Here is a 15080-nt window from a genome sequence, read left to right as displayed (position 1 = left end):
GTGTCGAAGTTGCAAGCGCGTACCGCGTTCGACCTGCTGCTGGCTATCGATCAGCGTTGTCGCGCCCACGCTGCCGGGCTGCCGTCCCAGAATGCGCCCGCGCGGAGCTGGAGCGGTATCGGTTTCCGCCTGGCCGGGCACTGGCTGGTGGCGCCCATGCAGGACATCGCCGAGGTCCTGCGTGAGCCGCAGCTCACCCGCCTGCCCGGGGTCAAGCCCTGGGTTCTGGGCATGACCAACCTGCGCGGCCGCTTGCTGCCGGTCATGGACCTGTGCGAGCTGCTCGATGTCGAGCCCTCCGGTGCGCGGCGGCGCCGGGTGCTGGTGGTCGACCACGCCGAGGTGTTCGCGGGCCTGGTGGTCGATGAAGTCCTGGGTCTGCAGCATTTTCCTCGGGAGAGCCTCGAGCCCGCCGCGCCCTTGCAGATCCGTGCGGCCATGGCCCCCTTCGTCCAGGGGCATTTTCAGCGTGAACAGGTGTGGAGCGTCTTCAGCCTCCAGGCCTTGGTGCAGTCAGTGGAGTTTCGTGATGTCGCGCTTTGAGCCGATCGCCAACCGTCGACGCCGGAGGTTGCCATGATGGCGGCCGTGACCGGCAACTCGCTTCAGGGCTCGCGCAGCAGTGCGCAGATCGCCGGGCTGTTCGTGGCCCTGATCATCTTCATCATGTTGCTGTTCGCCAACTTCGCCTACCTCAACACCCAGTCCAATTACGACAAGCAGTACATCGGCCATGCCGGCGAGCTGCGGGTGCTGTCCCAGCGCATCGCCAAGAACGCCGGGGAAGCGGCGGCAGGCAAGGCTGATGCGTTCAAGCAATTGAGCGACGCGCGCAATGAATTCGATCGGCGTTGGGGCTATCTCAAAGAAGGCGACAAGCGCACCGGCCTGCCCTCGGCGCCGCCGGAAGTGCGCGACGAGATGAAAACCGTCCAGCACGACTGGGAGAGCCTGCGCAAGAACACCGATACCATCCTCGCCAGCGAGCAGACCGTGCTGTCGTTGCATCAGGTCGCCGCGACCCTGGCCGAAACCGTGCCGCAACTGCAGCGCGAGTCCGAGCGCGTGGTGGAGATCCTCCTCCAGCGCGGCGCGCCGGCCAGTCAGGTGGCACTGGCGCAGCGTCAGTCGCTGCTGGCCCAGCGCATCCTCGGCTCGGTCAATACCGTGCTGGGTGGCGACGAGAACGCCGCCCAGGCCGCAGAATCCTTCGGCCGCGATGCCACGCGCTTCGGCGTGGTGCTCAATGGCATGCTCAGCGGCAATGTCGGCCAGCGCATCGCTCAAGTGCAGGATGCCGATGCTCGCGCGCGTCTGCAGGAAATCTCCGAGTTGTTCGAGTTCATCTCCGGCTCCGTGGATGAAATCCTCGCCACCTCGCCCGAGCTGTTCAAAGTGCGGGTGGCCGCCAACAATATCTTCACGATGTCCCAGACCCTGCTGGACGAAGCCTCGCAGCTGGCCACCGGCTTCGAGCACCTGGCCGGGCGGCGTTCGCTGGACACCATCGGCGGCTACATCCTCGGCCTGCTGGCCTTGCTCTCGATCATCTTCATCGGCCTGGTGATGGTGCGCGAGACCAACCGCCAGCTGCGCGAAACGGCGCAGAAGAACGAGCGCAACCAGAACGCGATCATGCGCTTGCTGGACGAGATCGAAGACCTGGCCGACGGCGACCTCACCGTCACCGCGTCGGTGACCGAGGACTTCACCGGCACCATCGCCGATTCGATCAACTATTCCATCGATCAACTGCGCGACCTGGTGGCGACCATCAACCACATCGCCGAATCGGTGGCCAGCGCCGTGCAGGACACCCAGACCACCGCCAAGCAGCTGGCCAAGGCCTCCGAACACCAGGCCACGCAAATCACCGACGCCTCCATGGCCATCAGTGACATGGCGCAGTCCATCGATCACGTATCGACCAACGCCTACGAGTCGGCCAAGGTCGCCGAGCGTTCGGTAGCCATCGCCAACAAGGGCAACGAGGTGGTGCACAACACCATCCACGGCATGGACAACATTCGCGAGCAGATCCAGGACACTTCCAAGCGGATCAAGCGCCTGGGCGAGTCTTCCCAGGAAATCGGCGACATCGTCAACCTGATCGACGACATTGCCGACCAGACCAACATCCTCGCCCTCAACGCCGCCATCCAGGCGTCCATGGCCGGTGAGGCCGGGCGCGGGTTCGCGGTGGTCGCCGACGAGGTGCAGCGCCTGGCCGAGCGCTCGTCCTCGGCCACGCGACAGATCGAGACTCTGGTGCGGGCGATCCAGGCCGACACCAACGAGGCGGTCATCTCCATGGAGCAGACCACCGCCGAGGTGGTACGCGGTGCGCGCCTGGCGCAAGATGCCGGGGTAGCGCTGGAAGAGATCGAGAACGTCTCCCAGGACCTCGCCGCGTTGATTCAAGGGATTTCCAACGCGGCGCAGCAGCAGACGTCGTCGGCGGGGCAGATATCCCATACCATGGCGGTGATCCAGCAGATCACCAGCCAGACCTCGGCGGATTCCACCACCACCGCCGAAAGCATCGGCAATCTGGCCCGCATGGCCAGCGAGATGCGCCGTTCGGTCTCGGGTTTCACTTTGCCGCCGCCCTCCGATGCACGTTGATGCAGGCGTGTGGGTCGAGAGGAGCAGGCAGGCGCTGAACTTTGATCGGAGTCGTTATGGTTGATCGGCAGGATGACGGCGCGGCGCCACTGCTCAGGGGCGCCATGGCCGAATCGCTGAAACAGGCCAGCCAGGCCCTGCTTGGCCCGCAACTGCCGCCTTTGGCAGGCCCGGACCGCGATGCGTTGCGCTCGGTGGTCAGCGCCGTGTGCGACGAACTGCGCCACAGCAAGCAGCGCCTCGACCAGTTCGTGCAAAGCGATCGCCAGCACGTCGACGCCTTGAACGGGCTGCTGCCGGCCTTGCGCCAGGTCGCCGACACCCTGGCCGTGCTCGGCTTTGGCCAGCCGCGCAAGGTCATCATCGATCAGGTCTCGGTGATCCAGGGCCTCAGCCAGGGCCAGCGCGAACCTGGCGAGGCGGTGCTGATGGATGTGGCCGGTGCGCTGCTGTATGTAGAGGCGACCCTGGCCGGCATGATCGGTGCTGGCGACGGCGCCGAGCGCGAGGTGATCAGCCCGCAGGCGCCAGATCAGGACGCCGACATGGTGCAGATCCACCGCGTGGTGCTGATCGAATCGCGCGCCTGCCTGCAGGAAGCGCTGGATCTGATCGACGATTGCCTCGACAGTGTTCCTGGCCCTGAACGTGGCGTTGAGCACGGCCCCGAAAGCGGCCCGGCACAGCAGCAGGTGCTGAACGCCGTGCCGACGTTGCTCGATCAAGTGCGCGGCGCCATGGAGATGATCGGCCTGCAGCGCGCCGCCAACCTGCTGCGCCGCTGCCGCACCCACGCCTTGCACTATTGGCAGGGCGCTGACGGTCTGAGCCAGGACCCGCATGTCGAGGCCCTGGCCTCGGCGCTCACGGCGATCGATTTCTATCTCGGCCGGCGCGTGGATAATCCGCAATCACCGGTGGACACCGCGCTGGGGGTCGCCGAGGAAAACCTCGCGCGCCTGAGCCTGCTGCCTGCGCCGACACCCACGCCGGTCGTTGAAGCCGACCCCCTGCCCGTGGCCGCTGCGGAGCCTGTGGCTGTGCCGGTCGTGCACGCGGCGGACAGCGACCCGATCGACGACGAATTGCGCGCGATTTTCCTTGAAGAGGCCATCGAACTGAGCGCCCAGGCCCGCGACAGTCTGGCCGAGTGGCGGCAGGACCCGGCCGCCCATGGCCCGGCCCTGATCGAGCTGCGCCGCTGCCTGCACACGCTCAAGGGCAGCGGGCGGATGGTCGAGGCCAGCATCGCCAGCGAGATGTGCTGGGCCGCCGAGCACCTGCTCAACCGTATTGTCGACCACTGCGTTCAGCCGGGTGCCGCGGTATTTCAGGCCCTGGAACAAGTGCTCGCCCAGTTGCCCGCGTTGCTTGACGATTTCGCTCACGACACCCAGCGCCGGCACCCGGCCGTCGATCCACTGGTGCAACGGCTGGTCGCACTGAGCGAAGGGCAATTGGCGCCGGACAGCCAGCTCGAAGCCATCACCCTGAGTGCTGCAGGTGTATTCGATGCCGATGGTTTCGACCGCCAGTTGCTGGAAATCTTCCGTCACGAGGCCTTGACCCATCTCGCGACCCTCGAGGGCTTTTTGCGCACAGCGGCCGACAACGGTGCGCTGCCGGTCAGCGATGCCGCGCAGCGCGCGGTGCACACCCTCAAGGGCAGCGCCTGGATGGCCGGGGTGTTGCCGATTGCCGCGCTGGCCACCGCCATGGACCGCATGGTGCGCGAGTTCAAGAGCCATCGCTGGCCCATCGAGGCTGCGCAGGTGCAGCTGTTGCGCCGGGTGGTCGAGGCGTTCAAGGCCAGCGTCCAGCGTTTGCCGGCCGAGCCGCTGGCGGTCATCGAGGGCGCCGAGGCGCTGATCGGCGAGTTCGTCCAGCAGGTGCTGGAGCGACTGGAGCAGGGCGACGAAGCCAGCGATGCGCCGCAACGGCTCACCCGTGAGCCGCAGTTGATCAGCCGTTTTCTCGAGCAAGGCATGGATATTCTGCTGGATGCCGACAACCGCCTCGACCACTGGCAGCAGCATCCTGCCCAACGCGACGACTTGACCACGCTGCTGGACGACCTGACCACGCTGGGGCAGGGCGCGCACCTGGCCGATTTGATGGACATGGATGAGTTGTGCGAGGCGCTGCTGGACGTCTACGGCGCCGTTGAAGAAAGCAGCGTGGCGATCAGCGAGGAATTCTTTGCCACAGTCCGCCAGGCGCACGAGGCGCTGATCAATATGCTCGATCAGGTGGCCGCCGGCCAGGAGATCGATCCACAACCGGAGCAGATCAGCGGCTTGCGCGAGCTGCTCGAAGGTGGACTGGCGCCGGATGCTACCGGGCTGGTGGAGCATGGCACTGGGCGGATTACCGAGCTGGCCAGTGCGATCAGCGCCCTCGATAGCGCCACCGCCACCGACCTCGCCGACGCCAAGGATCTCGCTGCCCCCACCGCATCTGTAGCGAGGGGGCTTGTTCGGGAAAATCGTGCCAGCCCGTCGTCAGGGGCTGACGTGCCCAATCGGGGGCAAGCCCCTTCGTTACAGGGTTCGACCGCGCTGGACGAGGTCGCCGAGCTGTTCGTCGAAGAAGCCCGGGACATCCTCGGCAGCGCCGACCAGGCCCTGCAACGCTGGCTCGCCGAGCCCGACAACCTCACGCCGCTGACCGCCCTGCGTCACGATATGGAAACCCTCGACGGCGGCGCGCAAATGGCCGAAGTCGCCCCGGTCAGTGCCTTGGCCGAAGCCCTGTTGCCGTTGTACCTGGGCGTGCAGGACAAACGTTTGCAGGCCGACGAGCGCCTGGGCGCGCTGCTGTCCGAGGCCCACGCGACCCTTGCGGCGTTGTTGCGCCAATACAAGGCAGGCGAAGCGCTGAGCGATCCCCAGGCGCTGGTGCTGGCGCTTGCGGCCTGGCGTCAGGGCGCCTCCAGTGCCATCAGCGAAAGCCTGCAGAGTGCCAGTCGCCCGGCCGCGCAGGAAACCGCCGACCCGGACAACGAACTGCTGGAGATTTTCCTCGAAGAGGCCAGCGACATCCTCGAAAGTGCCGGCGAGGCCCTGCTGCGCTGGCGCGGCGAACCGCAAAACAGCCTGGAGGTAGAAAACCTCCTGCGCGATCTGCACACCCTCAAGGGCGGCGCGCGCATGGTCGAGATCGCCGCCATCGGCGACCTCACCCACGAGCTCGAATTCCTCTATGAAAGCGCTTCGGCCGGCACTCTGCAGCCCGGCAGTGCGCTGTTCAAGCTGTTGCAGAAAGGCCAGGACCGCCTGGCGCAGATGCTCGACCTGGTGCGCAGTGGCCAGCCTGTACCGCAGGCGAGCACGCTGATCGAGGCCATTCGCACCTTCAGCAGCCCGCCCGAGCCAGTGCCCGCAGCGGTTGTTGCGCCCATCGTGGCCGGTGCGCCTGAGGGCGCCGTCAGCGGCACCGAGCGAGGCCAGGCCGATATGGTCAAGGTGCCTGCCGAGGTGCTCGACACCCTGGGCAATCTGGCGGGTGAAGCCTCGATCATTCGCAGCCGGGTCGAACAGCAGGTCAACGACAGCCAAAGCGCGCTGCTGGAAATGGACATCACCCTGGAGCGCATGCGCGAGCAGTTGCGCCGCCTCGACACCGAAGCCCAGGCGCGGGTGCTCAGCCGCCGCGCCAGCGAGCCGGATCGTCTGGGCTATGAAGACTTCGACCCACTGGAGATGGACCGCCATTCCCAGTTGCAACAGCTGTCGCGTTCGTTGTTCGAAGCGGCATCTGACCTGTCCGAACTCAGGGACACCCTCAGCGCCCGCGCCCACGACGCGCAGACGCTGCTCGGCCATCAGGCACGGGTCAACACCGACCTACAGGAAGGCCTGATGCGCACCCGCATGGTGCCCTTCGGCCGCCTGCTGCCGCGCTTGCAGCGGATCGTCCGGCAGGTCGCGGACGAACTGGGCAAGCAGGTGGAATTCGATATCGGCAACCCCGACGGCGAGATGGACCGCAGTGTCCTCGAACGGATGATCGCGCCGCTGGAGCATATGCTGCGCAATGCCGTCGACCATGGGCTGGAGTCCACCGCAGTGCGCCTGGCGGCGGGCAAGCCGGCGCAAGGGCGGATCAGCCTGCAACTGGTGCACGAAGGCAGCGAAGTGGTGCTGGAGATGAGCGACGACGGCGCCGGCGTGCCCCTCGCGGCGGTGCGCCACAAGGCTATCAAGCGCGGCCTGCTGGACCCGGCCAGTGATGTCAGCGATCACGACATCCTGCAATTCATCCTGCAGCCGGGCTTTTCCACGGCGGCCAAGGTCACGCAGATTTCCGGGCGTGGGCTGGGCATGGACGTGGTCCATGAAGAGGTCAAGCAGCTTGGCGGCTCGATGACCATTCACTCCAGTACGGGCAGCGGCGCGACCTTCCGGATTCGTCTGCCTTTCAGTGTGTCGGTCAACCGCGCCTTGATGGTGCAATGCGCCGATGAGCTGTATGCGGTGCCGCTCAATACCATCGAAGGCATCGTGCGGGTGCCACCGGCCGAACTGGCGGCGCGCTATAACGCGGCCGATCCGCACTACGTCTACGGCGGCCAGGATTTCGAACTGCGCTATCTGGGCGATCTGCTGCATTGCAATGAGCGCCCGCCGCTGTTGGGCCAGACATTACCGGTGCCGCTGTTGCTGATCCGCTCTCACGACCATCAGGTGGCGGTGCAGGTCGATGCGCTGGCGGGCTCGCGGGAGATCGTGGTCAAGAGCCTCGGGGTGCAGATGGCGGCGGTGCAGGGGCTGTCTGGTGCGACCATCCAGGGCGACGGGCGGGTGGTGTTGATCCTTGACCTGCTGGCGCAGATTCGCGCCCATCAGGCCCGGCAGATTCATGGTGCATTGCATAGCGAAGAACGCGTTTATGGGCCCGTCGAGCAGGCGCAGCCAAGGCCGCTGCTGGTGATGGTGGTGGACGACTCGGTGACGGTGCGCAAGGTCACCAGCCGCTTGCTCGAACGCCACGGCATGCAGGTGCTCACGGCCCGTGACGGGGTCGAGGCGCTGGCGCTGCTGCGTGAGCAGCGCCCGGATGTGTTGCTGCTGGATATCGAAATGCCGCGTATGGACGGCTTCGAAGTGGCCACCCAGATCCGTCGCGACCCGCGTCTGCGCGATCTGCCGATCATCATGATTACCTCGCGTACCGGCGCCAAGCACCGCGACCGCGCCCTGGCGATCGGCGTCAACGACTACCTCGGCAAGCCCTATCAGGAGACGCAATTGCTCGACAGCATCGCCCAGTGGAGTGGCCAGCATGCCTGATTTCACCAGCGCGCCGCGCACCACCCTGACCACGCTGATGTTGCCGCTGGCCGACCGCAGCCTGGTGCTGCCCAACGTGGCGGTGGCCGAGCTGATCGACTACCAACTGCGTCAACCGGTGCGGGGCGCCCCGGTGTGGCACTTGGGGATGATCGTGTGGCGCGAGCTGCAGATTCCGCTGGTGAGCTTCGAGGCCGCCTGCGGTGCGCCGGTAGTGGTCGGCGAGGATGCGCGGATCGTGGTGCTTAACTGCCTGAGCGATGGGCCGCTGCAGTTCATGGCGATCCTGATCCAGGCTGTGCCGCGGTCATGCAAGGTCGACAGCCAGTTGAGTTATGTCGATGTGCCTTTGGCTGAGCTGGAGTTGGCGGCGGTGCAGATCAGTGATCGGGTGGCGAAGATTCCTGATCTGGATGGGCTGGAGCGGTTGTTGTTGAATTATTGAACGTTGCGGTGCAGGTGATGGCGTCTTCGCGGGCACGCCTTGGCCCCACAATGGTGAGTCGTACGCATATGGGCGCTAGAGGTGCCCGCAAAGCGGCCAGTGAGGCCACCCCAACGCCCAAACCATCAGATTTTTTTCACATCGCCTGTGTAGCATGGGCCCTGAATTCTGGCCATGGAGATTCAACTGCATGTATCACGGCGAAAAGCTCAACGCCTGGACTCATCTGGTCGGCGCAGTGGCAGCAAGCGTCGGCGCCATCTGGTTATTGGTGCTGGCCAGCCTGCAAGGCAATCCCTGGAAGATCGTCAGCGTGGCCATCTACGGCGTCACTCTGATGGTGCTCTATAGCGTCTCCACCGTGTATCACAGCGTCCGCGGGCGGACGAAGGTGGTGATGCAAAAGCTCGATCACCTGTCCATCTATCTGTTGATCGCCGGCAGCTACACACCCTTCTGTCTGGTGAGCTTGCACGGGCCCTGGGGCTGGAGCTTGTTCGGGGTGGTCTGGGGGCTGGCGGTGATCGGCATGCTGCAGGAGATCAAGCCCCGTAGCGAGGCGCGGATCCTGTCCATCGTCATCTATGCGGTAATGGGCTGGATCGTGCTGGTGGCGGTCAAGCCGTTGCTGGCGACGCTGGGGGTGGCGGGCTTCGCCTGGCTGGCGGGGGGAGGGGTGTTCTATACCCTGGGCATTATCTTTTTTGCCCTGGATCACCGTATGCGCCACGCTCACGGCATCTGGCATCTGTTTGTGATTGCTGGGAGCGTGATGCACTTCATTGCGGTGTTTTTCTATGTGATTTAGGAGGCCTGGAAATCACCCCACAGCTGCTGGGCCACCGCTAGCGCCACCACAGGCGCGGTCTCGGTACGCAGCACCCGCGGGCCCAGGCGTGCGGAGTGGAAGCCGTTGACTTGGGCCTGCTCGACTTCGGCATCCGACAAGCCGCCTTCCGGCCCGATCAGAAACGCCAGGGTCGCCGGCGCTGGATGATTGGTGAGCGGTTCGGCCACTGGATGCAGTACCAGCTTGAGCGCTGCTTCGGTGCCGGCCAGCCAGTCCGCCAGCAATTGTGGTGGATGAATCACCGGCACGGTCGAGCGGCCGCATTGCTCGCAGGCGCTGACTGCGATCTGGCGCCAGTGCTGCAGGCGTTTGTCGGCGCGCTCGTCCTTGAGGCGCACCTCGCAGCGTTCGCTGACAATCGGCGTGATCTCGTCGACGCCCAGTTCGGTGGCCTTCTGTATGGCCCAGTCCATGCGCTCGCCCCGGGACAGGCCCTGGCCCAGATGAATAGGCAACGACGACGCGGGCTGGCCGGCGATCGCCTGGTCCAGGCGCACGCTGACGCGCTTCTTGCCGACTTCCAGCAGCGCGCCAAGAAACTCCTGGCCGGAGCCGTCGAACAGTTGCACAGCATCGCCCTCGGCCATGCGCAGTACGCGGCTGATGTAATGGGCCTGGGCCTCGGGCAGTTCGTGTTCGCCGAGGCTCAGGGGGGCGTCGATGAAGAAGCGGGAAAGTCGCATTTGCGGTGTCTCTTTGAATATTGTGGTGTTTCTTCGGGCCTCTTCGCGAGCAAGCTTTGCTCCTACAGCCGTACACCTGTAAGAGCAGCTTTTTGTCCGACAGCCGTACACCTGTGGGAGCAAGGCTTGCCTGCGAAGAGGCCATCAGCATCAATGCAAAAGCTGCGGCGTGCGACTACCCCGGATCGCGAAAATCCGGATGAAAGTTCGCCGGCACCGCCACGCTCACATCGCTGCGGGTGGCGATATCGATGCCTTCGCTGGCCACTTCGGCGAGGAAGTCGATCTGCTCCGGCGTAACGATATACGGCGGCAGGAAGTACACCACGCTGCCGAGCGGACGCAGCAGCGCACCGCGGCTCAAGGCATGCTGGAATACCTTGAGGCCGCGGCGTTCCTGCCAGGCGTAAGGGGTCTTGCTGGCTTTGTCCTGGACCATTTCGATCGCCAGCACCATGCCGGTCTGGCGCACTTCGGCAACGTGCGGGTGATCGACCAGATGCGCGGTGGCGGTGGCCATGCGCTGCGCCAATGCGCGGTTGTTGGCGATCACGTTGTCTTCTTCGAAGATATCCAAGGTGGCCAGCGCCGCAGCACAGGCCAGTGGGTTGCCGGTGTAGCTGTGGGAATGCAGGAACGCGCGCAGGGTCGGGTAGTCGTCGTAGAAGGCGCTATAGACTTCCTCGGTAGTCACGCAGGCCGCGAGCGGCAGGTAGCCGCCGGTGAGGGCCTTGGACAGGCACAGGAAGTCCGGGCGGATGCCGGCCTGCTCACAGGCGAACATAGTGCCGGTGCGGCCGAAGCCGACGGCGATTTCGTCATGGATCAGGTGCACGCCATAGCGGTCACAGGCCTCGCGCAGCAGTTTGAGATACACCGGGTGGTACATGCGCATGCCGCCCGCGCCCTGAATCAACGGCTCGACGATCACCGCCGCGACCGTGTCGTGATGCTCGGCCAGCGTCTGCTCCATGGCCGCGAACATGTTTCGCGAATGCTCCTCCCAGCTCATGCCTTCAGGGCGGTGGTAGCAATCCGGGCTGGGTACTTTGAGGGTGTCGAGCAGCAGCGCCTTGTAGGTTTCGGTGAACAGCGGCACATCGCCCACGGCCATGGCGGCGATGGTTTCACCGTGATAGCTGTTGGTGAGGGTAACGAAGCGCTTCTTGTTCGGCTGGCCGCGGTTGATCCAGTAATGAAAGCTCATTTTGAGCGCGACTTCGATGCACGATGAGCCGTTATCGGCGTAAAAGCACCGCGTCAGGCCCTCTGGTGTCATTGCCACCAGGCGCTCCGACAGCTCGATCACCGGTTGGTGGCTGAAGCCCGCGAGGATCACGTGCTCCAGCTGGTCGACCTGATCCTTGATGCGCTGATTGATGCGCGGGTTGGCATGCCCGAACACGTTGACCCACCAGGAGCTGACGGCGTCGAGGTAGCGCTTGCCTTCGAAGTCTTCGAGCCACACGCCCTCGCCGCGCTTGATAGGGATGAGGGGCAGCTGTTCGTGGTCTTTCATCTGGGTGCAGGGGTGCCAAAGGACCTTGAGGTCACGTTGCATCCACTGGTCATTGAGGCCCATTTTTTCTCTCCTGGCAGCGACCGCATTGGCGCGCTCGGCAAACAATCGCGCAAGCCTATGCAATGCCCGCCTGCGGGACAACCCGTGGCGGCCATTGATTTGCATTCGGGCGACGAGAGATGACGGCAAAAGGCGGCGCTGGCGGGGCTATCGGCGCTCGCGTATCCTTCGCTGCACTTGGCCATCATTGGCGTTTGTTGCCCCTTCTACTGCCCTGTTTCCGGAGTTCGCTGAATGTCTGCTGGTTGGCTGCGCGCCTGTGCGCTGGTAATGATTGGACTGTTCTGCGCGCAAGCGTTCGGGCAGGAGAAACAACCCACGGCGATCGTCGTCGGCGCGGGGATGGCGGGCCTGACGGCCGCCTATGAACTGCAGAGCAAAGGCTGGCAGGTAACCGTGCTTGAATCGCGCCCGAGCGTAGGCGGGCGTTCCGGCCTTGCCTCCAGCGAGTGGATCGGTGACGGCAAGGCCCAGCCGGTGCTGAACAAATACTTGCAGACCTTCAAGCTGGCCACCGTGCCAGCACCGGAGTATGTGCGCACGCCCAGCTACCTGATCGATGGCGAGTATTTCACCGCCGCCGACCTGGCGACCAAGCAGCCCGATGTCGCGCAAGCCTTGCAACGTTACGAGAAGACCCGTGACGATCTGGCACGCTCCATCGCCGACCCGCTTAACCCGGCCGCCAACCCGACGTTGTTCGCCCTCGACCAGATCAACGTGTCCAACTGGCTCGACCGGCTCAACCTGCCGCCCACTGCGCGGCAACTGGTCAATCAGCAGATTCGTACCCGTTATGACGAGCCTTCGCGCCTGTCGTTGCTCTATTTTGCCCAGCAGACCCGCGTCTATCAGGACGTCGACGATCGTGACATGCGCGCCGCGCGCCTGCCCGGCGGCAGCGTGGTGCTGGCCCAGGCTCTGCTCAAGCAGATCAAGGTGCTCAAGACCGGCGCTGAAGTGTCGGCGATCAATCAGGACAAGGATGGCGTCACCGTCAAGGTCGGCAGCGTCGGCTACCAGGCCGATTACGTGGTGTTGGCCGTGCCACTGCGCGCCCTCAATCACATCCAGCTGAGCCCGGCGCTGGATGCTCAGCATCTGGCGGCCATCAAGGGCACCAATTACGGCTGGCGCGACCAGATCATGCTCAAGTTCAAGACCCCGGTGTGGGAGAGCAAGGCGCGGTTGTCCGGCGAGATCTACAGCAACGCGGGCCTGGGCATGATGTGGATCGAGCCCGCGCTCAAGGGGGGTGCCAACGTCATCATCAACGTGTCGGGCGACAATGCACGCCTGTTGCAGACCTTCGGCGACAAGCAGATGGTCGATCAGGTGCTGATTCGTCTGCACGGTTATTACCCTCAGGCGCGTGGGGCCTTCACCGGCTATGAAATCCGCCGCTACAGCACCGATCCGTCCACAGGTGGCGCCTACCTGGCGTTCGGCCCGGGGCAGATCAGCAAATTCTGGCGCCTGTGGGAGCGTCCGCTGCAGCGGGTGATCTTTGCTGGCGAGCATACCGATGCGTTGTATCCGGGCACGCTGGAAGGGGCCTTGCGCAGCGGTGAGCGTGCGGCCAGCCAGGCGCAGGATCTGCTGGCGGGTAAATCCTTCGAGCCTGTGGTGAAAAAACCCGAGCCTGTGGTGGCACCTGTCGCCAAGCCGGCTGAAGGCGGATTCTTCTCCAATCTGTTTGGTGGCAAGCCTGCTACGCCTGCGCCTGTCCCGGCTCCGGTTGCCCCCGCTCTTGCACCCGTCGCGCCCGCGCCGGCTGTGGTGCCTACTGTGGTCGCACCTGTGATTGCTCCAGTGCCTGCCAAGGTCGAGCCTCCCGCCAAGGCACCGGTGAAGAAAGCGACTCATCCGGCGCCGAAGAAGCCTGCGCCTAAAAAAGCAGTCGAGAAAAAGCCGGTCGCCAAGAAGCCTGCTGTCAAGACTGACACCCCTGCTGCGCAATGATCCGCTAAACCCGGTGAGAGCAGGCTCTGCCCGCAAAGCTTTTAAAAGCTTCGCGGGCCGAGTCTGCGTCTGCACAATCAAAAGCGGTAGCTGTAGTGCTTTTTCGATTTGTGACTATTCTGTCATTCGACCCGCTTAATATTGTCTTAATGAGCCTGTATCACACTTTAAGTATCGAATATATCGATCGTTTAAAGCGATTTTTTCCGCTTTCATTCGATAGATAAAACGATAATCTTGAGCGCAGTTCTTACAGGATGGCAGCGATGCAGATACGTAACTCCACCTCTCGATATGGTGCGCTCAGTGTGTTTCTGCACTGGGGCGTCGCTATCACCGTGTTCGGCATGTTCGCCCTCGGCCTGTGGATGGTTGGCCTGGGTTACTACGATCCTTGGCGCAAGGAAGGCCCGGACTTGCACAAGAGCATCGGCCTTGTGCTGTTTGCTTTCATGGTCCTGCGGGTAGTCTGGCGCTGGATCAGTCCACCGCCGCCTCCGACGCCTAACCAAGGGCGCCTGACCCGCATCGCCGCCCATCTGGGGCACATGTTCCTCTACGTGGCGCTGTTCGCGCTGATGATTGCCGGTTACCTGATTTCCACCGCTGAAGGTGTCGGTATCTCGGTGTTTGGCCTGTTCGACGTACCCGCGCTGGTATCCAACCTGCCTAATCAGGCGGACACTGCCGGGGAAATCCATCTGTATATTGCCTGGACCGTGGTGATCTTCGCCGTACTGCACGGCCTGGCAGCCCTGAAACACCATTTTATCGACCGTGATGCGACCCTGATCCGCATGCTGGGTCGTAAAGCCTGAAGCCACACTTAACTTTCCAAGGAATAGACCGCAATGTTGAAAAAGACTCTCGCTGCTCTGGCTATCGGTACCGCACTGCTGACCGCAGGTCAGGCCATGGCTGCCGATTACACGATCGACAAGGAAGGCCAGCACGCTTTCGTCGACTTCACCATCAGCCACTTGGGCTACAGCTTCATCAAAGGTACTTTCAAAGACTGGAAAGGTACTTTCAGCTGGGATGCCGCCAAGCCTGAAGAAACCAAGATCGACGTGACCCTGCAAACTGCCAGCGTGTTCACCAACCAGGCTGAACGCGACAAGCACATCAGCAGCGACGCTTTCCTGGACGTGGCCAAGTATCCGACCGCTACCTTCAAGTCCACTAGCGTCAAGCCAACCGGTAAAGACGCCGCTGGCCATCTGACCGCTGACGTGACTGGCGACCTGACCCTGCATGGCACCACCAAGCCAGTGGTGATCAAGGCGACTTTCAACGGTGAAGGCAAGGATCCGTGGGGCGGCTACCGTGCTGGCTTCAACGGCACCACCACCATCAACCGTCAGGACTTCGGCAAGATGATGGACCTGGGCCCAGCGTCGAACGAGCTGACTCTGGACTTCACCTTTGAAGGTGTTCGCGCCAAGTAATTTGTCGCTGGCATAAAAAACGCCGCACTCCTGAACAAGGGGTGCGGCGTTTTTTTGTGCTCTCTGTGCGGGCCTCTTCGCGAGCAAGCTTTGCTCCCACAGTGATAAGGCATACATCTGTGCAAGGAAGCTGCTCCCACAGTGTTGAATCATGCAGCTGTGGGAGCAAGGCTTGCCCGCGAAGGGGCCCCTGA

At 63.7% G+C, this 15080-nt stretch carries 10 protein-coding genes; 8 read left to right on the top strand and 2 right to left on the bottom strand.

Features of this window, described 5'->3' with window-relative positions:
- The 5 genes from REH34_RS13850 to trhA all read left to right on the top strand — a co-directional run bounded on the left by REH34_RS13850 (window position 1) and on the right by trhA (window position 9169).
- The gene (locus tag REH34_RS13850) at window positions 1-543 is read left to right on the top strand and encodes a chemotaxis protein CheW (protein WP_226505493.1); all 543 of its coding nucleotides are present in this window, start codon (window positions 1-3) and stop codon (window positions 541-543) included.
- Between the two features lie 33 nt (window positions 544-576).
- On the top strand, window positions 577-2625 hold the full coding sequence (locus REH34_RS13845; protein ID WP_311971923.1) for a methyl-accepting chemotaxis protein: 2049 nt from the start codon (window positions 577-579) through the stop codon (window positions 2623-2625).
- A gap of 56 nt (window positions 2626-2681) precedes the next feature.
- Window positions 2682-7916: an Hpt domain-containing protein gene (locus REH34_RS13840; RefSeq protein ID WP_311971922.1), complete on the top strand. Its 5235-nt coding sequence runs from the start codon at window positions 2682-2684 to the stop codon at window positions 7914-7916.
- The gene (locus REH34_RS13835; RefSeq protein ID WP_311971921.1) at window positions 7909-8361 is read left to right on the top strand and encodes a chemotaxis protein CheW; all 453 of its coding nucleotides are present in this window, start codon (window positions 7909-7911) and stop codon (window positions 8359-8361) included. Before REH34_RS13840 ends, REH34_RS13835 begins: the two co-directional genes overlap by 8 nt.
- A gap of 190 nt (window positions 8362-8551) precedes the next feature.
- The gene (gene trhA / locus REH34_RS13830; protein ID WP_226505497.1) at window positions 8552-9169 is read left to right on the top strand and encodes a PAQR family membrane homeostasis protein TrhA; all 618 of its coding nucleotides are present in this window, start codon (window positions 8552-8554) and stop codon (window positions 9167-9169) included.
- Here trhA and REH34_RS13825 read toward each other — a convergent pair.
- Both REH34_RS13825 and REH34_RS13820 read right to left on the bottom strand, forming a co-directional pair.
- The gene (locus REH34_RS13825) at window positions 9166-9894 is read right to left on the bottom strand and encodes a 16S rRNA (uracil(1498)-N(3))-methyltransferase (RefSeq protein WP_311971920.1); all 729 of its coding nucleotides are present in this window, start codon (window positions 9892-9894) and stop codon (window positions 9166-9168) included. The two genes, trhA and REH34_RS13825, sit on opposite strands and share 4 nt — an antisense overlap.
- A gap of 175 nt (window positions 9895-10069) precedes the next feature.
- Window positions 10070-11476, bottom strand: a complete 1407-nt coding sequence (locus REH34_RS13820) for an adenosylmethionine--8-amino-7-oxononanoate transaminase (RefSeq protein WP_311971919.1) — start codon at window positions 11474-11476, stop codon at window positions 10070-10072.
- Window positions 11477-11710: 234 nt separating this feature from the next.
- On the opposite strand from REH34_RS13820, the gene REH34_RS13815 reads away from it, so the two are divergent.
- The 3 genes from REH34_RS13815 (at window position 11711) to REH34_RS13805 (ending at window position 14886) form a co-directional block, all read left to right on the top strand.
- Window positions 11711-13438, top strand: coding sequence for a flavin monoamine oxidase family protein (locus tag REH34_RS13815; protein WP_311971918.1), 1728 nt, complete (start codon window positions 11711-11713; stop codon window positions 13436-13438).
- Window positions 13439-13704: 266 nt separating this feature from the next.
- Complete coding sequence (locus REH34_RS13810; protein WP_226505501.1) at window positions 13705-14256, top strand: cytochrome b; 552 nt, start codon at window positions 13705-13707, stop codon at window positions 14254-14256.
- Between the two features lie 33 nt (window positions 14257-14289).
- On the top strand, window positions 14290-14886 hold the full coding sequence (locus REH34_RS13805) for a YceI family protein (RefSeq protein ID WP_226505502.1): 597 nt from the start codon (window positions 14290-14292) through the stop codon (window positions 14884-14886).
- Window positions 14887-15080: the final 194 nt, after the last annotated feature.

Origin of the sequence: Pseudomonas baltica (genome assembly GCF_031880315.1) — a bacterium.
In the GTDB taxonomy this organism is placed as follows: domain Bacteria; phylum Pseudomonadota; class Gammaproteobacteria; order Pseudomonadales; family Pseudomonadaceae; genus Aquipseudomonas.
The sequence above is the reverse complement of the archived record's forward strand: the minus strand, read 5'-3'. Positions and strand labels throughout refer to the sequence as shown.